Source organism: Vibrio sp. M260121 (assembly GCF_036533715.1).
In the GTDB taxonomy this organism is placed as follows: Bacteria; Pseudomonadota; Gammaproteobacteria; order Enterobacterales; family Vibrionaceae; genus Vibrio.
This window is the reverse complement of record NZ_JATABF010000024.1, coordinates 22,057-47,456: the sequence shown is the minus strand read 5'-3', so window position 1 is coordinate 47,456 and position 25,400 is coordinate 22,057. Positions and strand designations below refer to the sequence as shown.

Annotated in this window: 25 protein-coding genes; 4 read left to right on the top strand and 21 right to left on the bottom strand. The window is 46.5% G+C overall.

Features of this window, described 5'->3' with window-relative positions; translation table 11 throughout:
- Positions 1–152 precede the first annotated feature (152 nt).
- The 3 genes from QTO06_RS14265 to QTO06_RS14255 all read left to right on the top strand — a co-directional run bounded on the left by QTO06_RS14265 (position 153) and on the right by QTO06_RS14255 (position 2,271).
- Positions 153–1,133: an HAD family hydrolase gene (locus QTO06_RS14265; protein WP_331408605.1), complete on the top strand. Its 981-nt coding sequence runs from the start codon at positions 153–155 to the stop codon at positions 1,131–1,133.
- Positions 1,134–1,270: 137 nt separating this feature from the next.
- Entirely contained in the window at positions 1,271–1,918 is a 648-nt protein-coding gene (locus QTO06_RS14260) for an AcfA family outer membrane beta-barrel protein (RefSeq protein ID WP_331408604.1), read from the top strand.
- Between the two features lie 17 nt (positions 1,919–1,935).
- The gene (locus tag QTO06_RS14255) at positions 1,936–2,271 is read left to right on the top strand and encodes a YgiW/YdeI family stress tolerance OB fold protein (RefSeq protein ID WP_038892365.1); all 336 of its coding nucleotides are present in this window, start codon (positions 1,936–1,938) and stop codon (positions 2,269–2,271) included.
- A 65-nt stretch (positions 2,272–2,336) separates the two neighbouring features.
- On the opposite strand, the gene yegS is transcribed toward QTO06_RS14255, so the two are convergent.
- From yegS to QTO06_RS14155, 20 genes are all read right to left on the bottom strand, one after another.
- Positions 2,337–3,239, bottom strand: coding sequence for a lipid kinase YegS (yegS, locus tag QTO06_RS14250; RefSeq protein WP_331408603.1), 903 nt, complete (start codon positions 3,237–3,239; stop codon positions 2,337–2,339).
- Positions 3,240–3,252: 13 nt separating this feature from the next.
- Positions 3,253–4,158: a LysR family transcriptional regulator gene (locus QTO06_RS14245; protein ID WP_050914164.1), complete on the bottom strand. Its 906-nt coding sequence runs from the start codon at positions 4,156–4,158 to the stop codon at positions 3,253–3,255.
- A gap of 139 nt (positions 4,159–4,297) precedes the next feature.
- Positions 4,298–4,723, bottom strand: a complete 426-nt coding sequence (locus tag QTO06_RS14240; RefSeq protein ID WP_027726810.1) for a bifunctional diaminohydroxyphosphoribosylaminopyrimidine deaminase/5-amino-6-(5-phosphoribosylamino)uracil reductase RibD — start codon at positions 4,721–4,723, stop codon at positions 4,298–4,300.
- A gap of 207 nt (positions 4,724–4,930) precedes the next feature.
- Positions 4,931–5,368 carry a F0F1 ATP synthase subunit epsilon gene (locus QTO06_RS14235; RefSeq protein ID WP_005431788.1) on the bottom strand — a complete coding sequence of 146 codons (438 nt, stop codon included), beginning with the start codon at positions 5,366–5,368 and terminating at the stop codon, positions 4,931–4,933.
- Between the two features lie 15 nt (positions 5,369–5,383).
- Entirely contained in the window at positions 5,384–6,769 is a 1,386-nt protein-coding gene (atpD, locus tag QTO06_RS14230; protein ID WP_005431749.1) for a F0F1 ATP synthase subunit beta, read from the bottom strand.
- Between the two features lie 23 nt (positions 6,770–6,792).
- The gene (gene atpG / locus QTO06_RS14225; RefSeq protein WP_331408601.1) at positions 6,793–7,653 is read right to left on the bottom strand and encodes a F0F1 ATP synthase subunit gamma; all 861 of its coding nucleotides are present in this window, start codon (positions 7,651–7,653) and stop codon (positions 6,793–6,795) included.
- Positions 7,654–7,674: 21 nt separating this feature from the next.
- Entirely contained in the window at positions 7,675–9,213 is a 1,539-nt protein-coding gene (gene atpA / locus QTO06_RS14220) for a F0F1 ATP synthase subunit alpha (RefSeq protein ID WP_005437731.1), read from the bottom strand.
- A gap of 12 nt (positions 9,214–9,225) precedes the next feature.
- Positions 9,226–9,768, bottom strand: coding sequence for a F0F1 ATP synthase subunit delta (locus QTO06_RS14215; RefSeq protein ID WP_005431763.1), 543 nt, complete (start codon positions 9,766–9,768; stop codon positions 9,226–9,228).
- Positions 9,769–9,776: 8 nt separating this feature from the next.
- On the bottom strand, positions 9,777–10,247 hold the full coding sequence (locus QTO06_RS14210; RefSeq protein ID WP_005431830.1) for a F0F1 ATP synthase subunit B: 471 nt from the start codon (positions 10,245–10,247) through the stop codon (positions 9,777–9,779).
- Positions 10,248–10,290: 43 nt separating this feature from the next.
- Positions 10,291–10,527, bottom strand: a complete 237-nt coding sequence (gene atpE, locus QTO06_RS14205) for a F0F1 ATP synthase subunit C (RefSeq protein WP_004727739.1) — start codon at positions 10,525–10,527, stop codon at positions 10,291–10,293.
- Positions 10,528–10,576: 49 nt separating this feature from the next.
- Positions 10,577–11,344, bottom strand: coding sequence for a F0F1 ATP synthase subunit A (atpB, locus tag QTO06_RS14200; RefSeq protein WP_005533315.1), 768 nt, complete (start codon positions 11,342–11,344; stop codon positions 10,577–10,579).
- Complete coding sequence (locus QTO06_RS14195; RefSeq protein WP_005431832.1) at positions 11,345–11,743, bottom strand: ATP synthase subunit I; 399 nt, start codon at positions 11,741–11,743, stop codon at positions 11,345–11,347.
- A 606-nt stretch (positions 11,744–12,349) separates the two neighbouring features.
- Positions 12,350–13,657, bottom strand: a complete 1,308-nt coding sequence (locus QTO06_RS14190) for a BatD family protein (RefSeq protein ID WP_331408599.1) — start codon at positions 13,655–13,657, stop codon at positions 12,350–12,352.
- Entirely contained in the window at positions 13,654–15,387 is a 1,734-nt protein-coding gene (locus tag QTO06_RS14185) for a vWA domain-containing protein (RefSeq protein WP_331408598.1), read from the bottom strand. Before QTO06_RS14185 ends, QTO06_RS14190 begins: the two co-directional genes overlap by 4 nt.
- On the bottom strand, positions 15,380–16,471 hold the full coding sequence (locus QTO06_RS14180; RefSeq protein WP_038897153.1) for a vWA domain-containing protein: 1,092 nt from the start codon (positions 16,469–16,471) through the stop codon (positions 15,380–15,382). Before QTO06_RS14180 ends, QTO06_RS14185 begins: the two co-directional genes overlap by 8 nt.
- Complete coding sequence (locus QTO06_RS14175) at positions 16,464–17,015, bottom strand: DUF4381 domain-containing protein (protein ID WP_331408596.1); 552 nt, start codon at positions 17,013–17,015, stop codon at positions 16,464–16,466. The genes QTO06_RS14180 and QTO06_RS14175 overlap by 8 nt, the downstream gene beginning before the upstream one ends.
- On the bottom strand, positions 17,016–17,978 hold the full coding sequence (locus QTO06_RS14170) for a DUF58 domain-containing protein (RefSeq protein WP_038896274.1): 963 nt from the start codon (positions 17,976–17,978) through the stop codon (positions 17,016–17,018). It lies immediately after the preceding gene.
- A 12-nt stretch (positions 17,979–17,990) separates the two neighbouring features.
- A complete protein-coding gene (locus tag QTO06_RS14165; protein WP_331408595.1) occupies positions 17,991–18,974 on the bottom strand; it encodes an AAA family ATPase in 984 nt (327 codons plus the stop codon).
- 65 nt (positions 18,975–19,039) lie between these two features.
- Positions 19,040–20,356 carry an anaerobic sulfatase maturase gene (locus QTO06_RS14160; RefSeq protein WP_331408594.1) on the bottom strand — a complete coding sequence of 439 codons (1,317 nt, stop codon included), beginning with the start codon at positions 20,354–20,356 and terminating at the stop codon, positions 19,040–19,042.
- A 95-nt stretch (positions 20,357–20,451) separates the two neighbouring features.
- Positions 20,452–21,969 carry an arylsulfatase gene (locus QTO06_RS14155; RefSeq protein WP_331408593.1) on the bottom strand — a complete coding sequence of 506 codons (1,518 nt, stop codon included), beginning with the start codon at positions 21,967–21,969 and terminating at the stop codon, positions 20,452–20,454.
- 127 nt (positions 21,970–22,096) lie between these two features.
- On the opposite strand from QTO06_RS14155, the gene QTO06_RS14150 reads away from it, so the two are divergent.
- Entirely contained in the window at positions 22,097–22,966 is an 870-nt protein-coding gene (locus tag QTO06_RS14150; protein WP_331408592.1) for a LysR family transcriptional regulator, read from the top strand.
- Here QTO06_RS14150 and QTO06_RS14145 read toward each other — a convergent pair.
- A complete protein-coding gene (locus QTO06_RS14145) occupies positions 22,953–25,307 on the bottom strand; it encodes a tetratricopeptide repeat protein (protein WP_331408591.1) in 2,355 nt (784 codons plus the stop codon). The two genes, QTO06_RS14150 and QTO06_RS14145, sit on opposite strands and share 14 nt — an antisense overlap.
- Between the last annotated feature and the right edge of the window lie 93 nt (positions 25,308–25,400).

Sequence of the window (25,400 nt, the reverse complement as noted above, 5' to 3'; positions counted from 1 at the left end):
GAGAAGCGACGTTACTGCCCCTTTACGCATTCTTACCAATTAACACGTCTCTTGGTTAGGGAAATGGTTAGGGAAAGAGGCTAGATCCACGTTGTTCTCATTTAACCTCAAATGTATACAAGCAATACATTCAAACTTAGGTAAATAATAATATGAAGAAACACATCTGTGCCCTTGCAGTCTTATCTGGTTTATCGTTCTCAGCGATGGCTTTAGATTGCGACCCAAGCTTGCTGCCTTCTTGGAAAGATGGAGCGAGTAAGACCGCCATCGTGAACTACGTTGACCAATCTTTGGATACAACAAAATCGACATTCATCCCTGAGCAAAACCGCATTGCCGTATTTGATAACGACGGTACGTTATGGTCAGAGAAGCCTTTCTACTTCCAGCTGGCTTATGCGCTAGACGAAGTGAAAATCATGGCAAAAGACCACCCAGAGTGGAAGACGCAAGAGCCGTTCAAATCAGTATTGAACGATGACATCGAAGGCGTCTTTAAGGGCGGTGAAAAAGCGCTGCTTGAGATCGTTAAAGTCACTCACAGTGGCATGACGGTTAAAGAATACCAAGAGAAAGTCGCACAGTGGCTGAAAGCCGCGAAAGACCCACGCTTTGGTAAGGCTTATACCGAGCTAACTTACAAACCAATGCGTGAAATGGTGACCTACCTGCAAGAGCACGGCTTTAAGACATACATAGTATCTGGTGGCGGCGTGGACTTCATGCGAGTTTGGGCACCAGAGGTCTACGGCATTCCTGCAGAGCAAATCATTGGTAGCGCACTAAAATACAAGTACGACTACAACGACGGTAAACCAACCGTGACTAAGTTAGGTGAAATCCTAACGATTGATGACAAAGCCGGGAAAGTGGAGAACATTCAACACATCATTGGTAAGAAACCCGTTCTCGCAATTGGTAACTCAGACGGTGACCACGCGATGATGCAGTGGGCAACCAGTCAGCCAAACTCGATGGCGATGATCGTTCACCATACCGATGAAGAGCGTGAGTGGAAATACGACCGTAAATCCAGCGTCGGTCACTTAGATAAAGCGATGGATGAAGCCAATCAACGCGATAATTGGCACCTTATCGACATGAAAAACGAATGGTGCACCGTCTACTAACACCCTGACGACTTCTTTAAAGCTCCCCTTCTTGGGGAGTTTTTTTATTCATTTTCAACCGTTAGTCTTTTCTTCACGATCACTTCACGACTCTTCATACACAATGCCTCCCATCAAAACGAAGAGGTAAAAATAAAATGAAAAGAACAGTCCTGACGATTCTAGCAGCAAGCTCATTTTCGGTAGCGGCCGCACCTTATGTGGGTTTGGAGTATGGATTCGGCACCACCGACCACGATTTTGAAACATCTTTTGAAGCTGACGGTGTGAATCTCAACCCTGAACAGGAAGACGGTATTTTTGGTGGATTTGTTGGCTACTCGATCAACGACTCTTGGGCAGTAGAACTGGGTTACAGCCAATTTGAACTGGACGATAGTCGTTCAAAAAACTTAGGCATCGAGAACGTTGATGGTAAAGACTACCACCGTGAAATGGAATGGGATTCATCCATCAAGGCAAAACAAATCACTCTTGCTCCTGTGTTTAGCTACGCATTAAACGACAAATGGACCACCAAAGTAAAAGCAGGCCTGAGCTACACACAATACGAATCTAAAGCAGGTAAGTATGAAGAGCACGAACTGGTTTCAAATGACGATGTGGAAATGAGCAAAACACTTTTCCACAACACAGAAAAGAATAACGAGTTGGGTGCCGTGTTCTCTGTTGGTGCAGAATACAAAATCTTCCCTCAATTGACCATCGGTGCAAACGCGAAGTACCAACTTGATAGCTACGCAAACACAGCATCAATCAACGTAGGTTCTACTTACTATTTCTAAATTAGGAAGCCATTAGCATGAAAAAACTGATTCTTGCGTCAATGCTCGCCCTACTTTCAGGCTCAGCATTGGCTGCCTTTACCGGCCCTGAAACCTCTGCAATCAATACCGTCAAAGAAGCACAAAAAGCGGCTGATGACAGCTATGTGTTGTTAACGGGTAACATTGTGCAAGCGTTGGGCAATGAGACTTACCTATTTAAAGACAACACGGGTGAAATCCAAGTGGAGATCGACAACGAAGACTGGATGGGGCAAGACGTGTCACCGAAAGATCAAGTTGCTATCCGTGGTGAAGTGGATTCGGAATGGACTAAAACTCAAATTGAAGTCGATACGATTCAGAAACTTTAAGCACTAGCGATTATCCCTTGTTCCAATTAAGCAAAAGCCACCGTCAGCGGTGGCTTTTCGTTTTTCTAGTGAACACTCAAGCAAGGACAATGTGACGGAAGCACCAAGCGAATGCTTTGTGGTTTGACATCAAATCGAATCTTATTAGAACGGTATGGCTCACCGTCCAAATTCAGTGGTAGCATTTTAGGAAAATCAATCTCTAACCAACTTGCCTGAGTATGCTTAACGAAGTGCCCTGTTTCGGTTGGGTTTTGAATTTCATCAATCACCTGAGGTAGCTCATGGGGCAAGAATGGATGCACCAAAGTAATGTCCATTAAACCATCATCAATAAGTGCGTTTGGCGCAAGCTCTTGTCCACCACCTGCTAAACGACTATTACAAAACGCGCCAACGAGAATTTCTCCCTGATAGCTGCCCTGCTCTATCGTCAACGAGCCATCATAAGGTTTAAAGCCTAGCGCTTTTACTAGTCCTGTTAATGTGTAAGCGCCACCACCTAAAAAGTTCTTCAGCTCTACGGGCGTCTCAGCAGTAATTTCTGCGCCAAAACCTGCTGCTGCAATGTTCATAAAATAACGGTCGTTGGCTTGAACGCTATCTACCGCAACGGCCTCACCTTTAACGGCAAGTTCTATGGACTCCCGAATCGTGGAGGGGATTTTCGTCGCAGTAGCGAAATCATTCGCAGTCCCCATAGGGATGATGGCCAACTCAGGTCTAGCATTTGAGTCTACCTGGTTGAGTGCTGTGACGGCTTCATTGACGGTGCCATCACCACCCGCGACAACGATACGTTTAATGCCTTCATTGACCGCTTCTATAACTAAGCGTTCCATATCCGCAGATTCCCAAGTGACCCGAACTTGCAGATCCACACCTTGCTCTCGCATTCGCATGATCTCACTGCGAAGCTCCGGTGTTCCGGCTTTCTTACCGTTTAGAATGGCACGTATTGCTGTCATGGTCGTCCCCTACTTAATATTCGATCGTCTTACCTGCTTGTTTAAGCTGCGCCCTCAACCACTGATGCGCACTTTCATTGTTGCGACTAGAGTGCCAAATCGCACATAAATCATGTATTTTGTCGGTAAAAGGCAGCGATATCGCTTTGATGTTATAGGTTTTAGAAAAGTGGTTTATCGTTGATAGCGGTAACATCCCAATGTATTCCGTTCCATCAATGACTGGCAACATCTCCATCGCACCAGATGCACGATAAACGATATTACGTTTCGCCAGATCTTCGATATCCTCTTCGCTCATCAAGCTTTTTCGTGCATGCCAGCGGGAAACCACAACGTGCTCTTCTGCTAAGAATTGCTCGACAGAACATGAGTCATGGATTCGCGGATGATCTGCACTGCACACTACCATCAAACGTTCGGAAAATACTGGCTCCATCTTAAGAACCGTCCGCCCACGTGGTGGCATATCGATGATCAAATCATATCGCTGTAAACGCAGATCGCTCTCGTAGTCTTCAGTAAACAAAGGATGTACTTCTAAGCCTACGTTAGGCGCGTTTTTACGGATCTGACGCATAAGTTGCGGCATCAACTCATAGCTCGCTACAGATACACAGGCGATCGAAAAAATGCGGTTAGAAACTTTAGGATCGAAGCTGCTCGAAGCGGAAAGTGTTGAGGTGAAGTTTTTTAACGCAGCAACCATTGCGGGATAGATATCCATCGCAAAGCTAGTTGGCTCGACGCCAGAAGTACTTCTGTGGAAAAGTGGTTCATCGTAAATATCACGCAGACGAGCCAGTGCTTTGCTCACCGCAGGTTGGCTGATATCAAGACGAGCAGCGGCCTTAGACAGGTTCTGCTCTTCGTAAATCGCCACAAAAATTGGGATAAGGTTTAAATCGGTGCTCTTCATTTTGCAAACATAAAACAGGACATGGTCTTATTTTAGCTAACAGTATGATAGTTAACGACTCAGAACACCGGATTTGAGCGTCTATGCATGTTTTCGCGAGTTTTAACCTTGCATTGACGAAGAATATTCTGAAAATCGCTCAGGATTTTCCTAGGTAAGGGGTTAAAAAGGCACTCACCTCTTCTCCACACAAACCAATTTCTACTTCTACGCCGCCTTCTTTCAGGATGTCGATACCACGACCAGCGTTACGTGGGTCAGGATCTAACATGGCAACCACCACTTTTTTGATACCGCAAGTCACTAAGGTTTTCGCGCAAGCAGGTGTACGTCCAACAAACGAACACGGCTCTAGTGTTACGTACGCAGTCACGTCACTTAAATCGCCGCTGTAAGCTTTGAGAGCTTCAACTTCTGCATGATTGCCGCCAATCGCCTGTGTATGCCCCTCTGACACGATTTCACCGTCTTTGACCAGCACGCAACCAACAGGTGGGTTTGGTTGACAAGCAGGCAGCGCGTTGCGTGATACTTCCAACGCACGAAGCATAAATTGTTGGCTCATTTGGATCTGATACTCGTTATTCAAAATTTGGGTGATGGATTCTAACGCCAGCATGCTTTCCTCGCTATATAAAAGTGTTTGCAAAGCTCTTACGTTTGGCCTCTCCAAACAAATCAATCCCTGTCTGTTTTTCACAAAAAATAAAACGGGGCGAACCGAAGTTGCCCCGTTGATTACCACTCTTCAGACCGCATTCCGAAAAAGTGACTAACGAATTCTCATCGTTAGTTCTACTGCACGAAGTTGCGCCAATGCTTTGTTCAACTCCATGTGTGCCTGTGCAAAGCTGATGTCGTCCACATGCGCGCGAATGTTTTCTTCCGCCGCTCTGCGAGCTTCTTCCGCTCTTGCTTTGTCGATGTCTTTACCATGAAGCGCAGTATCCGCTAGCACAGTAACCACATCAGGTTGGACTTCGACCAAACCACCAGAGACATACAGAATCTCTTCAGGCTTCGACAAGTCACCGGTAATACGAGCAACACCCGGCTTGATTTTACTGATCAGCGGTGAGTGACCAGGACGAATACCTAACTCACCATCCGCACCTGCTACCGCGATAGCGTGCGCTGGACCTGAGTAAAGTGTGCCCTCTGCACTTACCACATTCAGCTGAAACGTATTTTGTGAAACCGCTATGGCCATATTGCCTCCCGCGCTTTACAGTTTTTTCGCTTTTTCAAGCACTTCGTCGATGTTGCCGCAGTACATAAATGCCTGCTCTGGGATGTCATCGTACTGACCATCTAACAGCGCTTTAAAGCCTGCAATGGTGTCTTTTAGCGGAACGAATACACCCGGTTGACCCGTAAACACTTCTGCTACGTGGTAAGGCTGAGTTAGGAAACGTTCAACTTTACGAGCACGAGATACCAAGCGCTTATCTTCTTCAGACAGTTCATCCATACCTAGGATGGCAATGATATCTTTTAGCTCTTTGTAACGTTGCAGCGTTTGCTGAACTTTACGCGCCACATCGTAGTGCTCTTGACCAACCACTTGAGGATCAAGCTGACGTGATGTCGAATCCAATGGGTCAATCGCTGGGTACAGACCCAAAGCTGCGATGTTACGAGACAGAACGACAGTCGCATCCAAGTGCGCAAACGTAGTTGCTGGCGATGGGTCGGTCAAGTCATCCGCTGGTACGTAAACCGCTTGGATAGACGTGATAGAGCCATTCTTAGTCGACGTGATACGTTCTTGAAGCACACCCATCTCTTCTGCCAGTGTTGGTTGGTAACCTACCGCAGATGGCATACGACCAAGCAACGCCGATACCTCAGTACCTGCCAATGTGTAACGGTAAATGTTATCCACGAACAACAGTACATCACGACCTTCATCACGGAAACGTTCTGCGATGGTCAAACCTGTTAGCGCAACACGTAGACGGTTACCCGGTGGCTCGTTCATCTGACCGTAAACCATGGCTACTTTGTCGAGAACGCCCGCTTCCTTCATTTCGTAGTAGAAGTCGTTACCCTCACGAGTACGTTCACCTACACCAGTAAATACCGACAAACCTGAGTGAGCTTTAGCAATGTTATTGATAAGCTCCATCATGTTTACCGTCTTACCTACACCCGCACCACCGAACAAACCGATCTTACCGCCCTTCGCGAACGGACAAATCAAGTCGATAACTTTAACGCCCGTTTCTAATAGCGCAGTGCTGTTAGATTGCTCTTCGTAGCTTGGTGCATCACGGTGGATCTCGTAAGAGACTTGCTCACCGATTGGACCACATTCATCGATTGGATGACCCAGCACGTTCATGATACGACCTAGGGTTTCTTCACCCACAGGTACCGTGATTGGGTTGCCAGTAGATTCCACTTCTAGGCCACGTTTCAGACCATCCGAAGAACCCATTGCGATACAGCGAACCACACCGCCGCCCAACTGTTGCTGAACTTCCAGCATCAGTGAGCCATCGCTGCCATCGTTGATTTTCAGTGCATCGTAAACTTTCGGGCCTTTGCCTTGTTCGAACTCGACGTCGACCACCGCACCGATGACTTTGACGATTTTGCCAATACTCATAATTTAAACCTCAAATTCTCTCTCTAAACCGCTTGTGCGCCGGATACAATTTCACTCAACTCTTGAGTAATCGCCGCTTGACGCGCTTTGTTGTAAACCAGCTGTAGGTCTTCAATCAGTTGCGCTGCGTTATCAGTCGCGGCAGACATTGCCATCATCCGCGCGGCTTGTTCACAAGCGATACTCTCAACCACACCCTGATAAACCAGTGATTCCACATAGCGTTGAATCAGGTGGTTGAGAATGTCTTGAGGAGACTGCTCGTAGAGGTAATCCCAACGAGCCTCTTTATCACGTGAAATGTCTTCTTTCGGGAACGGCAGCATTTGCAATACCGTTGGTTTTTGCACCATGGTGTTTACAAATTGGTTGTAAACAAGGAACAAGCGGTCGATTTTGCCTTCGGAGTAATGCTCCATCATGGCATTAACCGCACCCAGCATATCTTCCAGTTTTGGTGCATCACCAAGGCCAGAAGTCTGTGCCATTACTTTCCCGAGGGACTGGAAAAAGCGGATTGCTTTCGAACCAATGAGCGTCGTATCTACTTCAACGCCCTTCTCTTGCCAGTCCTGCATTTCTGCCAATACTTTTTTGAACAAGTTACTGTTCAGGCCACCACACAAACCTCGATCGGATGAGATGATGATGTAAGCCACTCGCTTCACTTCACGTTCTTGAAGGAAAGGATGACTGTACTCCAGCGTACCGGACGAGACGTGACCGATAACCTTACGCATGTTCTCTGCGTAAGGACGGGACGCCTGCATGTTCTCCTGCACTTTGCGCATCTTGCTGGCGGCGACCATTTGCATCGCACTCGTAATCTTTTGCGTGCTACTCACGCTAGCAATTTTGGTGCGAATCTCTTTGGTATTTGCCATAACGGACTCCTGTTAGTGGTCCTACGATTGCAGCGCAGTGAACTCTTTCAGCAAGCTATGTAGCTCACTCTCGATCTCGTCGTTGTAATCACCGGATTGGTTGATCTTGTCCAGTAGCGGCTGCGCGTTTGTACGACCAAATGCCATCAACTCTTCTTCAAAACGAGAGATTTGGTTTAACGCGACATCAGTGAGGTAACCCTTCTCTGCTGCAAAGATCGCCAGTGCTTGCTCAGCAACCGTCATTGGTGCGTACTGTTTCTGCTTCATGAGTTCCGTTACTTTCTCACCGTGGTCAAGCTGACGACGTGTCGCTTCATCTAGGTCAGAAGAGAACTGAGCAAATGCTGCCAATTCACGGTATTGCGCCAACGCAGTACGAATACCACCCGACAGTTTCTTGATCACTTTGGTTTGCGCTGCACCACCTACACGAGATACCGAAATACCTGGGTCAACCGCTGGACGTAAGCCTGAGTTGAATAGCTGAGTTTGTAGGAAGATTTGACCGTCGGTAATCGAGATTACGTTGGTTGGTACGAACGCCGATACGTCACCCGCTTGGGTTTCGATGATTGGCAGTGCGGTTAGAGAACCTGTCTTGCCTTTTACTTCACCGTTAGTGAATCGCTCAACGTATTCTTCGTTAACACGTGCTGCACGCTCTAGAAGACGTGAGTGGAGGTAGAAAACATCACCCGGGAAGGCTTCACGACCTGGTGGACGTTTTAGCAGTAGTGAGATTTGACGGTAAGCCACCGCTTGTTTTGATAGGTCATCATAAACAATCAGCGCATCTTCACCACGGTCACGGAAGTATTCGCCCATGGTACAACCTGCGTATGGCGCTAGGTATTGCAGCGCTGCGGCTTCTGATGCTGACGCAACCACTACGATGGTGTTTTCTAGTGCGCCGTGTTCTTCTAGCTTGCGAACCACGTTGGCAATGGTCGATGCTTTTTGACCAATTGCAACGTAAATACATTTAACGCCCAGTTCTTTTTGGTTGATGATGGCATCAATCGCCATCGCGGTTTTACCTGTCTGACGGTCACCGATGATCAACTCACGTTGACCACGGCCGATTGGCACCATGGAGTCTACCGCTTTGTAACCGGTTTGGATTGGCTGGTCGACAGACTTACGGTCGATAACACCAGGGGCAATCACCTCAACAGGGTCCATACGGTCGAATGACACCGCACCTTTACCATCGATTGGTTGACCTAGCGTGTTCACAACACGACCTAGCAGACCGTTACCGACTGGCACTTCAAGAATACGACCCGTGCCTTTTACTTTCATCCCTTCTGACAAGTCCGCATATGGACCCATCACAACGGCACCGACGGAATGACGCTCTAAGTTCAGTGCCAACGCGAAGCGGTTATCTGGCAGTTCTAGCATCTCGCCTTGCATAACATCTGCAAGACCGTGAATTGTGATGATGCCGTCACTCACAGAGACGATAGTACCTTCATTTCTCGCTTCACTTTCGAGGTTGAAGTTAACAATTCGCTCTCTGATTAATTCACTGATTTCATTTGAATTTAATTGCATTTCTATACCCCGTTACACATGTAGGTTGGTCGCCAATCGGCTTAGGTTGGTGAGGACACTGCCGTCATACACGGTCTGCCCTGCTGTAATCACCACACCACCTACAAGGGATGGATCCAGTTGTGTTTCTAGTGTGATGGCTTTACCGTATTTTTCGGTTAACGCTTGTTTAAGCCTTGCCATCTGTTCCTCATCCAGAGGTTCTGAAACACGCACTGTTACTGTCATGGTTCGTTCGTAATCCGCTTTCATCTCTTGGAACTGAACGTTTACTTCACTGAGCGCTTTTAGGCGTTTGTTCTCTTCCATAATGCGAAGAAAATTCTCGAAGTTTTGATTCAACCATTCACCACCAGCATGAAGAATCAGATCCAACAATGGTTGTTCAGAACCGTCTTCATCAAGGTCATTCAAGACCAGAAGCGTGTTAGGTTGTTCCAAGACCACTTGGGTAATCGCAAACATTTGTTGCCAATCGTCCAAGCATTCTGCGTCGCGTGCGTAATCAAACGCCGCTTTTGCGTAGGGTTGAGCTACCACTGTCAATTCGGACATGTGCCCTCCTACATTTCGTTGATGAAGCGGTTCACCAAGTCGCGGTTAGCCGAGCTATCCAGATTGCGATTAATCAGCTTGCTGGCACTTTCAATCACCAGATCCGCCATTTCATCTTTCAGCTCTTGGCGAACTTTGCTGCGTTCGCTTTCCACTTCTGCTTTGCCTTCTGCGACAATGCGCGCTTTCTCTTGATTTGCCAGATCAACCGCTTCCGCAACCATCTGTTCTTGACGTTGCTTACCTTGGTTGATGATAGCTTGAGCTTTTGAGCGAGCTTCTGTCAGCAGCGCTTCACCGTTCGCTTTTGCCAGTTCTAACTCTTGTGCTGCTTTTTCTGTTTGCTCAAGACCTTGGGCAATTTCAGCACGACGCTCATCAAGCAGTTTTACAAGTGGTGGCCAGACATATTTCATGCACAGCCAAACGAAAATCACGAAGGAGATCGCCTGACCAAACATTGAGGCATTTAAGTTCATAGCACCCTCTCTTCTATAACGTTATGAAAATTATTAATTCGAATTACGCTACAGCGAAGATGATGTACAAGCCGATACCTACACCGATCATTGGCACCGCGTCCACAAGACCCATCATGATGAAGAACTGAGTACGAAGCATTGGGGTCAAATCAGGTTGACGAGCCACACCTTCAAGGTATTTACCTGCAAGGTTACCGATACCTGCTGCGGCACCCGCTGCACCAAGACCGATCAGTAGTGCACCCGCCACGTAAAGAACTGCGCTAACGATATCCATAACAACTCCTAGAATTGAATTTTTTAATTAAGAAACAAGATTTTTGAAATTAATGCTCTTCAACAGCCATGCCGAGATAAACCACGGTCAGTACCATAAAAATAAATGCTTGAAGAACAACAATAAGAATGTGGAACAGTGCCCAAGGAACACTTAGTGCCCATTGCATCCACCACGGCATTAATGCAATTAGAATGAAGATCATTTCACCTGCATACATATTGCCAAACAATCGAAGGCCTAAAGATATTGGTTTAGAAATTAACGTTACCAATTCAAGAACTAAGTTCACTGGATATAACAGCGGATGTGAAAATGGTTGAGTAGTTAACTCTTTAATAAAACCTTTCACGCCTTTGTTTTTAAACGTATAACCCAACACCAAAATAAATACGCCTAATGCCATCGACATCGTAATATTGACGTCAGCGGATGGTAAGTCACGGAAGTGTTCAACGCCTACAGCACGAGTAAGTGCAGGAATTAAATCAATCGGTAACAAATCCACGGCATTCATTAATAACACCCAAACAAATATTGTTAGTGCTAAAGGACCAATTAACTTGTCCTTGGCTTGAAATATTTCTTTTACGATGTCATCGACGAACTCAAATATTATCTCGATCAAACACTGGAATCGTCCTGGTACTCCTTTCGTTCCTTTCGTCACCGCATAACGGAATGAAAGAATGAAAACGAGCCCCGTCAGCCAGACCATGATCATGGAATCAAGGTTAATTCCAAACCAACCGTCGCCGGCGGTGAGAAAGGTCAGGTGGTGCTCAATATATTCATGAGCGGACTGGACAGTCTCCATTTATGCCTTCCTTTCGAAGCGGTCTCTGAACAGCGGCGTTAAGAAGTGACCAAACATCGTCACACAAAAGCCTATCAGGACCACGATGTTGCGAAGAGCCATAAATCGAAACGTCAAAACAAACATCACAATGGTGTAAATGACTTTGATATTTCGACTCAGATGCATGAGGTCACGCAAACTCTCTTCTGGTTTCACCCTAGATTTAATGGACGCGAATACCATGCCGAACAGAGATGGAAGAATCGCGATAAGCACCCCAGTAATCGCTGACTCAGCACTGAGAGAGCCGCTTCGCATGTACTCATACGCGATGAATACCAGACCCAAAGTTGCTTGAGCAATCAGAATCCTCTTGCCTGCCACCAATATTGGATCGTCGTGAATATTAGCTTCCATAAATCACCCTTTAAAATAATTTCGAATTAAACTTCTGATAATTAAACTTCACAAAATAAAGCTGCCTAGTGACGACGAATTATATTAAGATAAATTTAATACACAGAATTAAATTTAATCTGATAATTATTATTCACATATTTAAAAATCAAAACGGAATCACTCCGTATTTCCGTTTCCCCAGAAATATACACCGATAATTTTAATAATCTAAATCGAAAAACTTGCAAATTATCATTCCATTTTTGAAGTGTTATTTTATTTGAACAAACCAAAAATGAAATATACATTGATTAAGCCGTCTTTATCAGGGTTAAGACGAAAAGCTTGTCACATGGAAGTGACACTCCATCAGAAAGGAATAAAAGTGATTTTAGGGTATATATTTTCAAATATAGCAGTTGTAAATATATAACCAATTAATAAACCTGTTTAATATCGCAATGAAATATCTTTTAAATAGAATCTTAAAAGATAAGAATTAAATATATTTGAAATATATTATTTCTTCACGTCATTTGTAGCACGTTAAAATAGACATCCCATTTACTTATTGCGATTAAAAAGAACAAAAAAAGGACGCTGAATAAGCGTCCTTTTTCGTTTTTATTTCTTATTACTTGTCTGCTTATCGATTTGCGGCAAAGCCTTTGGTATCGCCCACTTGAGGCGTTTTGGCTTCAGCGCTTGTATCCCTTTCCAAAGCGCATTCATCAAGCTTGCATCCTCCTGCCCCTCTTGTAGGCGCTGTGAACGCTTCTGCCAAACGTCAGTGTTACTGGCCTTACTCATTTCAAGACCACCCGTGTTGCTTCTCAGCTGCTTATACAAGCTTGCTCGAGCAGCGCCCCATCGATTCGCTTTCACCATTCGTCTGAACACTAACCATGGCGGCGTAGGACGAGAACGATAATAACGGTGAATGCTCAAGGCGGCGATAACGAGAACAAATAGCGTCACTGCGCAGCCAATCAACCAGCCAGAATAAGCTCTAACAAAGGATTTGAATGTATGTTTGGCGTTGAAGGTCTTACCCTCAATCACCACCGTTTCCAGCTCTTTACTCTTGCTATTCCACCATTGGAACTTGTGTTCCGGCAAGGTGAACTCACCGCCTTGTTGAATCACATACACGCTTTCTTCTATTCGACTCGATTGGTAATCGCCACGTGTCTGCTTATCGTCTAAGCGGTTTGGTTGAGGATACGCTTGATAGCTGGCAGTAGAATCATTGGATAACAAGTCTGGAAGCAACACTGACAAACTGTCTTGTGCATTGATCGTTATGGTGCGAGTGATTGCATCACCGACTTTCAGCTCATCGTTAGACGTTGTCCATTTCTGATCCACACTCACCTTAGTCGCAGTAAACCATTCAGACTCATCACTGAGCAATCCAGAAGGCATAGACGCTTCAAACTTAATTGGCTGCGTATAAAGCGTGCCAGCGACCTTCGAACCATCAGGCGCAGAGACTTGCACACCAACGGCGACCGGTGGAATTACAAATTGTCCCGAGGCTTGCGGATACAGGGTTATTTCCCAACGCTGACGAGACCACGTTTGCCCCCCTTTACGCTCGGTATAGTTGGTTGCTAATTGGTTACGCTGCTTTGCAATCACGTTAGGGATTTCTACGCTGCCAATGCGTGTACCACCGGTGAACCAACGAGGCGTTGCGACTTCGATGTACAAGATCACCTGCTCATTCACACTGAACTTAGGCGCTTCTTTCGTATCTACCCCTGCTCCCTGCTTACCAACCCATGCTAACAATTCAACATTATCGCTGCGCTGCAAGTCTTGAATGTCTTGTGCGTTCGCCAAGCCAGTAAAAAACAAGGTAAACATCATCAAGATAGTGCTTAAACGCCCAACCACGGAGTCAGCGCCAAGTTTGAATGCATTCATCATTGTGCTTGCTCCTCTTCTTGTTGTGGCTGCGTTTTCACGGGCTCACGCAGTTGAATTTGGAATTTAGCGCGCAAGAAGTACTTAGGATCGGCCTCTACGCGTTTTAACCACTTATCCGCCAGTTCTTGGCTGCCAAGGATTTCGTTCGCATTGAGTTTCTCTTTCAGCATTAATTCAGCCGCGGTTTTTTCGTCTGCCCCATCTGCCGTTTGCGGGTTGTCACCCAGCTCAAACGACTCTTCGGGTCCATCTGTTGTCCCCGCTTGGCTTTCACTGGTGCGGTTAATCTCTTCGACAATGCCACCAATGACTTTTAGGTTGTGCTCAACGTCTGGTCGCAATTGCTCACTCAAGGTGTCTTTGTCTACCAGTGTTTGCAACAAATTACGCGCGGCCAAGTATTCACGTTGACGCGCCAACGCACTCGCAGCGTTGTACAAGCCATAGTCTTTTACTGCATCTGATGGATCGTTTTGCATCTCCAAGAAAGCGGTATGAGCCAGTTTGTATTCGCCTGCGTAGTAATAAGCTGTCCCTTTACGCAGCGGATCCGTAAAGTGCTTTGCTGCCTCAAGGTATTCGTTTTTGTTGAACAAACGTTGCCCTTGTTGATTTGGGGTGAGCCATAAATCCCACCACCATTGAGACGCTTTATCCCAGACGGTTACCTCTTGCACCACTTCAGGCTTATCCGCTTTGAGCGATACCGTTTCCGCCATGGCTTTTGGCGCTATAAACAAAGACGTTGATACCATCGCCACCACACACCATTGCACTAGCCAGCCTTTGCGGAACCAAAGCATCATAATGAGAGCAATTGGGAACAACAGTTGATAGCCCATGTCTTTCCAAGGCATTGATGATTCGCCATTGAGTTGCATGTTTCGCTCAACAAAGCGATTCAGCTTCTCTATGTCGCTGTTATCTACCGTCACTTCAACAAGGCGTCCACCTGTCGCACTGGCAAGATTGTTTAACGAGTCCAAATCGACTGGGTTGTTAGAAACAATGTCCGAGTTACCCGCAGCCAAGATAAGCAATTGATAAGGCTTGTCTGCAAAGTAGTTTTTGTAAGCGGTAATGGTTGCAGGATTGACGCCATCCGTAACCAACAAAACCGTAGAACCCGGTTGGCCTTGTAATTGTTGGTCAATCAAAGGCAACGCCGTTTCAGCAAGTTTACCTTCCACTGGCATGATTTCTGGTGTTATCGCCGCTAGAAACGGTTCGAATACTTTGCTGTCCTGCGTCACAGGCATTGCGACATGAGCAGAACCCGCATACACAACCAACCCAGTGCTGCCACCTTTCCGTGCGGCCAAGAGGTCACGGATCTTTTGCTTAGAACGTTCCAAACGGCTTGGCGGAAGGTCTTTTTGCAACATTGAATCGTTGTTATCCAACACCACCAGCATGGAGGCTTTATCTTCGCCAAACGGTGAAGCTTGGCGCTCCCAAGAAGGTCCCGCACAGATGATGATGGCAATCGCCACTATCACCATAAGCAGCTTAAGTGGCAGTTGTTTTCGCCAACCATAGTCGCCAATCGTTAAGGCTTTACGTAAATGCTCAGGAAGAATGTCTTTCCAGCTTGGTTTGGATTCTTCTCGCCATCTTAACCAAAGCAAAAGAAACATTGGGATGAACGCCAATAGCCACATTGGACGAATGAAATGAAACTGTGTGAAAAACTGTTCCAGCCCCATACTAGAGAAAGGAGAATCAAACATGGCGCTCTCCTTCTACGTTGTCTGTTTGTGTAGAAGCTTCACTGTTCACTGATAGTCGACGACGCTTAAATGTCGCTAACGAGAACGCGGTTAAATACATCGCAACCACCAAAGCCATTAAGTAATGATGCAAACTTTGCTTAGGACGGTAAGTGGTACTTTCATAAAGCTGGGGCTCTAACTTACCAATCTCATCATAGGCTTTAGCAAGTTCGTCACGGTTGAGCGCTTCAAACGCCTCACCACCGGACTCTTTGGCAATACGTTTGATCGTATTCATATCTAGTGCAGTTTCACCCACGGTTTGTGGATCACCCATGGCAATCACGTGGATACGTACATCTTTGGCTTTCGCGACTTTCGCCGCATCAATCGGCTCAACGAAGCTTCCCGTGTCATTACCATCCGTTAGAACAATGGCGACTTTCTCTTTGCTCTCTTCTACGTCGGTACGCGACTTTTCGCTTTGCTCAAACACCTTAATCGCCAAACCAATTGCATCACCTAAGTGAGTGCTTTGCCCAGCCATCGCCACATCCGTTTGGTTAAGCAACTCTAGCCACACTTTTTGATCGGGCGTGAACGGGGTTTGCACAAATGCCGCATCGCCGAACAAGATCAAACCTAAGCGGTCGCCTTTGCGCGTTTTGGCAAAGTCACTCAACACTTCTTTGGCTGCATCGAGACGAGAGATCTTTTCACCAGTTTTGGACGTGAAGTCTTGCTCTGCCATTGAGCCAGACAAATCGACGACGACCATAACATCTCGGCCTAAGCTTTCACGCACCTGTGGCTCGCCAAGTACTGTCGGCTTTGCCATTGCGGTCACGACCAAAAGCCAAGAGATGATGAGCGTTGCGCGCTGCCACCAGCTCGGAGTGAGTTGGCTTGCGCCTTCTGACGGCGTTTCACCAATGGCGTCCACAAGCTGGCTAAAGAAAGGCACTTTGATGGCCATTTGTTTGGTGCGGTAAGCTGGGACAAGGAAATACACCACCAAAGGCAGTGGCAAGATGATGAACCAAAGCGGATGCTCAAATTCAAAACTGCTCATGCCCAGCCATGAAGCAAGAAGATCACCCATGGCGACCTCCTTTTAATGCACGCGCTTTGTAGGCAAGCGTGCGCTTTTCAATGTTGTGAGCGTTCTCATCGTGCTCTTTCACCCACTCAGTTACGCGTTCAAGAAGTTGCAAACGCTCTGTTTTTTCCAGTTCAACACTTGGGTCAACGATACTTTGCAGCCATCGCTTCGAGACTTCATCATCAAACATTTTATGCTTAGGATTAAGCTCATCTAACTTGCGCAGGAACGCAGTATCAAACAAGCGAGCATGAGAGCTATCAAGATGAATCAAGACGATTTTCAGAATCGAGAACAGCGCTTTCGGCATGCTGGCGTCATCTGGTGTTAAACGAGAAATCGCTTCAATGGCTTCTTTACGGTAACGGTTATCCCACCAATGGTGTGCCAGTCGGTAGCCGACATACATGAGTACAATCGCACCGACAATGGCAAGGATCTTCCAACCAATGGTTTGTGGTACCCAGCTGACGCTTTCTGGCACCGCGACGTCATGCAGCTCACGCAGAATATACGTGCTTGGAGGCGTGTGTAAGTCTGTCATTTATCGGCCTCCAACGAGTTTTTGGAATTGAGTAATGTGGTCACCTGTTGTATCGATTTCGATATGAGGCAGCTTTTTGATTGCCATGAGTTGTGCCAGTGATTGACGTTGTAACTGGGCTTTCTCAACCAAACTGGCGCTGGCTGCATCGACTTTGGCTTTACTGTCTAAATTGAGTTGGTAACGACCATCACCAATCACCCATTTCACTTTCGCCAAATCTTGCGGAAGCGACTGCTCTAAAGGATCGCTTACCATCACCGCGAGAACATCGTTGTGCTGTTGAAGCTGCTTAAGGTGATCTAGGTGGTGCTCTTCGCAATCGCGCCAATCACTGATGAAAATCAGCGTGGATTGTTTTAGCTTCATCCGTTTGATGAGCTCAATCCATTTACTGAACGTCACTTTGTCTGAATCTAACGAGTCCACATTTAAGCGCTGGTTGGCTTGAGAGAGTCGTTTCAATTGAGCGAGCAAATCGTTCTGGGAACGCTGGGCCTTGCTGTGATATAGAGCGGAGTCTGAGGCGATAACAAATCCGACTCGGTCACCATCTTTCAAGACTCGCCAACCACACATAGCCGCGACTTCAGCAGCGACCACTGATTTCATGACCTCGGTCGAGGCGAAAAACATCGCACTGCGCTGGTCTACGCAAACAATCACATTGCGGTCTTTTTCTTCGGTGTAACTGCGCACATGAGGCTTGCCTGTGCGCATGGTGACTTTCCAATCTAGGTTTCGGATGTCGTCCCCTAGTTGGTAGTGACGAAGTTCTTCAAAGTTCAAACCACGTCCGCGAAATAATGAGTTATGACGGCCAGAAAGCACACTGCCCGCTTTTAAGTGAGGCAGTAAACTGAAGGATTCGGCTTGCGCTTGTAAACGCACCAATCGTGAGTAATCGCAATACAAGCGCGGGTCGAGCCCTTGGGATTGAGGAGCAAGCGTTGGCTTTGCCATAGTCCCTCCCGCTTATCCGATTTCTACACAATCAAGTAACTCTTGCACCACACGTTGATGATCAACACCATCGGCAAGTGCATCGTAAGAAAGTGAGAAGCGATGTCCCAGCACCGATGGCACCATTGCACGCACGTCATCAGGCGTTACATGGTCACGCCCTTGTAGCCACGCATAAGCGCGCGCACATTTGTCTAAGGCAATTGAAGCGCGAGGACTTGAGCCGATTTCGATCCATTTTTGTAGTTGGGAATCGGCGTAACGCTCTGGTTTACGTGTCGCCATCACAAGCGCCACGATGTAGTGTTCGACTAAATCTGAAACAGTAATGTTTGGTAATTGGCGTCGCGCTTCAATAACGAGCTCTGGTTCAATGTGTTGTGGCGTCACTAATTCGCTACTGGTTTCTGAACCTAGCTCTTCGCTGCGCACTAAGCGAATAATGTCACGCTCTGCTTCATCTTCTGGATAGTCGACAGTCACTTTCATAATAAAGCGGTCCATCTGCGCTTCTGGCAATGGGTAAGTACCCTCTTGTTCCACTGGGTTTTGTGTTGCAAGCACCATGAACAACTCAGGCAAGACGTGGGTCTTATCACCCACCGTAATCGTACCTTCTGCCATCGCTTCTAGCAATGCAGCTTGTACTTTTGCTGGCGCACGGTTTACCTCATCCGCCAACACAATGCTATTGAAGATTGGTCCCGGTTGGAAATGGAGTTGAGGCTTACCATCCAACTCTTGGTACACTTCGGTACCCGTCACGTCTGAAGGTAATAAGTCGGGGGTAAACTGAATACGACCAAAGCTGGTGTTAAGAAGGTTCGCAAGCGACTTCACCGAACGGGTTTTTGCCGTCCCCGGTAAGCCCTCTAAAAGTACGTGACCATTGGTCAGCAACCCTATCACCAAAGCCTGAACCACATGGCTTTGTCCAATGACGCTTTTTTCAGTTTGTTCGATTAATTCATTAATGGCTTGTTGTGCGTGGTTCATAGTCTACCTATTGAGTTTACGGGAGCCTGAGCGTTAAAAGTTGAGTATAAGACTGAAAGTAATAACTAAAGGTTATATTCGCTATATTCACCTGAGTTGTAAGACTTTATTAACCTTGATATGCCAACCAGAATTGGCAGCGAATGGTCAAAAAACATTTTAATTCCCGGACACAAATAGTTTAGACCAGCCTCACCATTCGGCGCGGTAAGTAGCCGATTTTTTGGGCATTCTCCCCAGCAATACTTCAAATACGGGCAATCAATGCAGTATTGCGGCAAAGATGACTTTTTCGCCATGCCAAAGCTGTATTGACGAGTTGAGATAGCAATTTCATTCAGAGATCGGTCATGAATGTTAGCCAATTGGTATTCCGGATAAACGTAGTGATCACAGCTAAACACATCTCCATTGTGTTCAATCGCTAGGCCTTTGCCGCAGAACTCTGCACTAACACACAACTGCGAAGGCATCCCCATTACTTGCGCAACAGCGGTTTCGAACAGGTTGACCAAGACTCTGCCAAGATCGTTGTTCACCCATTCTTCAAATACAGCAATCAGAAACTCGCCCCACTCTTCTGCATCGACCGACCAATCCGTAACGACCGACATCAAATGCCCCGGCTTTGCTAATTCGCTGCCAAGTTTTGGAGACATGTTTTCTTTCCAGAAATGGGGAGCGGTTTGAGTGAAAGATCGAGGTTCAACACAAGGTGTGAATTGGATATAAGTGACACGGAGTTCTTGAGTAAGAAAGCGATACACTTCGAGCGGATATTTGGCGTTAAAGCGGTTTACTGTCACCAAAGCGTTGAATGACACATTATGACGCTTCATCAAATCAACGGCTTGCATGACGCGTTGAAAGGTCGGCTTTCCACTTCGGGTTTTACGGTATTTATCGTGGATAAACTCAGGACCATCTATCGATAGACCAACCAGAAACCCATGGTCATGCAGAAACTGACACCAAGCCTCGTTCAATAAAAGACCATTGGTTTGAAGGTCGTTTTCGATACGAACGCCGTGTTTAGCGTATTTGTTCTGCAGTTCGACAATCTTCTTAAAGTAATCCAAACCTAATAATGTTGGCTCACCACCCTGCCAAGAAAACACAATCTCGTCACCGTCTTGGCTTTCGATATAGCTCTTTATGAATGCCTCAAGTGTTGCATCATCCATTTTTGGTTGAGTGCCTTGATTGAGTAATTCATCTTTGTGCAGATAAAAACAGTACTGACAATCGATGTTGCATTTTGCTCCGCCCGGTTTCGCCATCACGTGAAAACGTCGTTCGACTTTATCACTATTAGATGCAAATGCCGTTTTGAGAGGAGTTAATGCCATTTGAGTGGTATGAATGTGAGTTTGTTTTTTCATAAAGAACGATCTCGAAAGCAGAAGAAAGTCAGCGCCCAAGTTGGGCGCTGTATTTAAGGACAATAACTAGGGTCTATCGACCTATGGACAAAACGTTATTTCGGAACAAACGAACCCGGAGCCATACGCGGCGGGTACTCTTTGAAAGTATCCATGACCTCTTTCACTTTCTCGATGGCAGGCATCATCAAAAACGAACGTTCGTACATCCAACGGTCGTAACCCATACCAGTATCGCCACGCTCAAATGGGTCGATACTCAAATCATAAATTTGTGGTACGCGGAGTTTGGTGAATGGTTTCTTCCAGATATCCAAGCCCGTTTCATTTTCTTGGATCATGAAGTGATATTTGTACTTACCGTAGCGCAGAGCCAACAAATCTCCGTCGTCGCTCCAGTAGACAAACTCGTTACGAGCAGACTTGTCCGTTTTCCCCGTTAGATATGGCAGCTGATTGTAGCCATCTAAGTGGACGTTGTAATTCATATCGCCCACTTTCTTGCCCTTGAGTAGCTCCTCTTTGACGTTACTATTGCCCGCCGCAGCTACTAAGGTTGGTAGGAAATCTTCCAGAGACACAATGCCATTAAGTGTTGTGCCAGCTTGGATATGACCTGGCCATTTGATCAATGCAGGAACGCGGAAACCGCCTTCCCAGCCCGTGTTTTTCTCGCTGCGGAATGGCGTCATACCTGCGTCCGGCCATAAGTTGATCATTGGACCATTATCTGTGGTGTAAATAATGATGGTGTTGTCGTCGACACCAAGCTCTTTAACCTTATTGAGCAAGTGACCAATCTGATCGTCATGTTGCTTCACACCATCGGCGTAGAAGCCAGCGCCAGTTTTGCCTTTGTATTCATCAGGAACGTGCGTGAAGTTGTGCATGCGCGTGGTGTTAAACCACGTAAAGAATGGCTTGTCGGCTTTGACTTGTTTCTCGATAAACTTCTCAGCTTCATCTAGGAACTCGTCATCAACCGTTTCCATGCGTTTGCGCGTCAATGGACCCGTGTCTTCAATGTTGCCATCCGCATAAGAGTGGATCACACCACGAGGGCCGAACTTTTTCTTAAATTCAGGATCTTGTGGGTAGTCTACGTTCTCCGGCTCTTCTTCCGCATTTAAGTGGTAAAGGTTGCCAAAGAACTCATCGAAACCGTGGTTGGTCGGCAAGTGTTCATCGCGGTCGCCAAGGTGGTTTTTACCAAATTGGCCCGTTGCGTAACCAAGGTCACGTAGCAGTGTCGCAATAGTTGGATCTTTCTCAGAAATCCCTTCTTTCGCTCCTGGCAAACCAACCTTAGACAAGCCGGTACGTTTTGGCATTTGTCCCGTGATGAACGCAGAGCGACCTGCGGTTGAGCTTTGCTGAGCGTAGAAGTTCGTAAACTTAGCACCGTCTCTTGCAATGCTGTCAATATTTGGTGTGCTGTAAGCCAGCATGCCACCGTTGTATGCACTCAAGTTCCAGTAACCGACATCGTCACCAAAGATAACGAGAATGTTAGGCTGTTCTGCCGAATAAGCGGTCGCTGATGCCGCTCCGATCGCAAGCGTACAAGCGTTTAATACCAGCTTCTTGCCGCGTTTTTTATCGTGGTTTGCCATAAAAGGGCTCCATAAATCCGTTGCTGCTAATCTTGGTAGAAATTCAGATACCAAGATTTGATTAAGATAAAACTTGTTATTTGACGAATAAATAGAGTTCAGATACGTTTATATATAAATTTAGTTTATGGGTAATAAGATGGACTTAAACTTGATTCAAACTTTTTTGGTGGTTGCTGAGTACCAGTCCTACACCAAAGCGGCCGACCATTTAGGCCTTACGCAACCTGCGGTGAGCGCTTCGATTAAACGGCTCGAACAAGTGGTCGGAAAACAGCTTTTCGTCAAACAAGGACGAGGGATCGCCCCTACTTCGACCGCGTATCAACTCATGCCGCAGTTTCGTCAGGCAGTGAGCATCGTAGACAACGCCATTTCAGAAAGAACCACTTTTCAAGTCTGCTGCTCCGAAACCTTACTCCACAGTTTAAATCCGATTGAAAACGTGGTTTTCCACGAGTCTCCACCGGAAAAGTACTTGTTGTTTGAACAAATTCGTCAGCAAAAAATGGACTTGGTGATTGATACCATCATCACCAAAGAATCTTCTTTCGTGATTGAAAACGCCTACCATGAACCCGCAATGATCATTTGCCGTCAAAGTCACCCAAGAATCCAAGGGACATTGAGTCGGGAGGATTTTTATCGCGAAAATCACTGTATGTTTTCAGGTAAATGGAATAACACTTCTGGCTTCGAACAGCTGGCAAAAGAGCCGATTCAGGAGCGAAATGTAGAGATCGTAACGTCATCTTTGGCAGGCATGGCAATGTACGTTGCACAGCGAGATTGCTTAGGTGTTGTCTCTCGTTCGTTTGCGATGAAATGGAGTAAGGCACTCAAGTTACAGGTCCTTGAGTGCCCGATAGAAATCGACCATATTCCTTATAAATTTGTGTATCACAAGCGCGATGAGCACAACCCTGCTCATCAGCGCTTAAGGGAACAGGTCAAGCAACAACTTGAGTTTGCCCATGCTGCTCCTATTGATTTATAGACGCTCTTAAACGCTGAATCACATCAGCTGGTGCAAACTCTCCTAGTTGCTTCAAACACTGCTCAAAAGCAAATGCAACAGGACCATTTTTGTAGTTTCTAACCAGCACCTCACATTCCGCAAACAAGTGCTGTGGGTTACCTCCAACTTTGTAAGCGGTGTTCAGCGCTTTACTGGCCGCAAGTACGTCTGATTTCTCTAGAGCGAGCCCATAAACATACCAATACTGTGGGTTTCGCTCGGCGGTTTCCGCCGCTTGTTTTAAGTATTGGTTGGCTTTCACACTGTCACCCACTCGCAACCAAGCTAAACCCGTACTGTATGGCAAAGCACTCGATTTCGGCTGAGCTTCAATCCCTGCCATCAAGGTTTCTAATGCTTTTTTGTCGTTGCCCTGTGCACGATACAAATCGGCTAAGTTTGCATAGCTGTTCTCGAAGTAAGGTTCTATTTCAATCGCCTTTTGATAAGACGCAATGGCTTTGTCTGTTTCACCAAGGTCTCGATAGACATTCGCTAAGTTGGTTCGTCCAAAGCCTCGATCCGCATTGAAACGCTGGATTTCCATATAGTCTTCCAGTGGTTGTCTGATCTTGTCGCGTTGCAGCGGATTCATCTCTGGATAATGACGAACCAAAGCACCCGCTGCTTCAGCGCGAACGGACAACACTGGGTCAGTTAGTAATGGTTCAAGAATTTGCCAACGGTCGCTGAACTCATAGCCAGAAGACCCAGCAACAGCCCCAAGACGAATCATGTCACTTTCATGCTTCACCGCGCGAGCCAGAGATACCAAGGTATTTTGACCGGTATTGCCCCCCATACGCTCCAGCGCGGAGGCACGAATGATGTCACTTAATGATGAATCTTGAGCAGAGTACGCTAACGCATCAGGCGCACCACGATGACCAATAGAATCGGCGTAGAATGCCACCGCAAAGTGTTGTTGGTTACGGTATTTCGAATTCGGGAACCATTCGCCTATTTTCTGATCCGCCCACTGATTGGTTTCGTCTTCATGGCATGATGTACAGACGTTTGGCGTATTGATGTGCTGGCTCAGATCCGGACGTGGCACATGCCAGCTGTGGTCGCGACGTGGGTCAACTTGCATGTAGGTCGTTTCCGGCATGTGACAAGTGGTGCATTGGGATGCTTCGGTATTTGCCTCGTGGAACGTGTGATTCTCGGGCATGTAGTCAGACGCAATATGGCACTGAGCACAAACCGCTTCTTCAGGGATTTTTAACTCTGCGGTATGAGGGTCATGACAGTTGGTACAGGTCACCCCTTTCTCTGCCATAGCAGACTGTAAAAATGAGCCATAAACGTAATCTTCATCATAGATTTGACCATCATGAAAATAGAGCTCTGGTGTAATTAAGCTGAGGCGATATTTATCTAGGAATGAGCTTTTAACGTGGTCTGCGCTTTCATTTAACTGCGTACGACGACTATGGCACTGCGCACAGGTTTGAACTTGATGAGTCATCGCGATTTCTTTTGGCTGAAGCGTACTGCGCCCTTCTTCGTAGACCCACTCTTTTACTGCCATACCTAAATCTCGGTCAAAACCATAGTGGTTCGCTGAGGAGATGGTATTCCCAGATTTTTCTGCTTGTTTGGCAAGCTCGACGTGTTCACTGGCTGGGCCATGGCATGCTTCGCAACCGACGTTGATTTCTGACCAGGTCGTCGAATACGTATTGGCTGTTGCATCGTAGTTTTTTTCTAGATTGGTTGAATGGCAATCGGCGCACATGAAGTTCCAATTCTGACCCGTGTTCGTCCAGTAGAACTCATCTTTTGGGGTGGTATCGGGATAAAGATGGAACCATCGCTGCCCGCCCTCTTGCTTGGTTCTCGAATCCCAAGCGAAAGGGATTAACTGTACGCGTCCGTCTTCGAATTCCACCATGTATTGTTGAAGCGGCTCCCACGCAAAGGTGTAGCTGATTTTGTAATCATGCCATTCACCATCAGGCCCTTGGATATTGACCCAATACTCTTCCCCTTTTCGATAGAAGCGATTTGGCTTCCCTTCAAAGGTGAATGTGTGGTCATCAAAGTCACCGAGAACAGATTCCGCATCGGCATGACGCATCGCCATATCGTGATGAGAACCTTGCCACGCTTCGGTTTCTTTCTTGTGGCAATCAATACACGCTTCGCTACCAACATAGGTAAGCTTCGAGGAATCGATTGATTTAGGTGTGTCCGTCCCTACTTGCTGCCCGGCAAGAGGTTCTTGTGAAGAAAGCGTTTCTTGTGCAAACAGAGAAAAACTGACGAGCGCTGCTAGGCCGATCAGAGCCTGCTTCCAACATGCCCACTGAGTCATAACTGTCCTTGTGTGTGATTCTTTTTATACTCTGATCAAAGATAGAAGTGTTTTTTCTTTTTAGACAAGCAATTACACGAGTTTTAAGAAAAA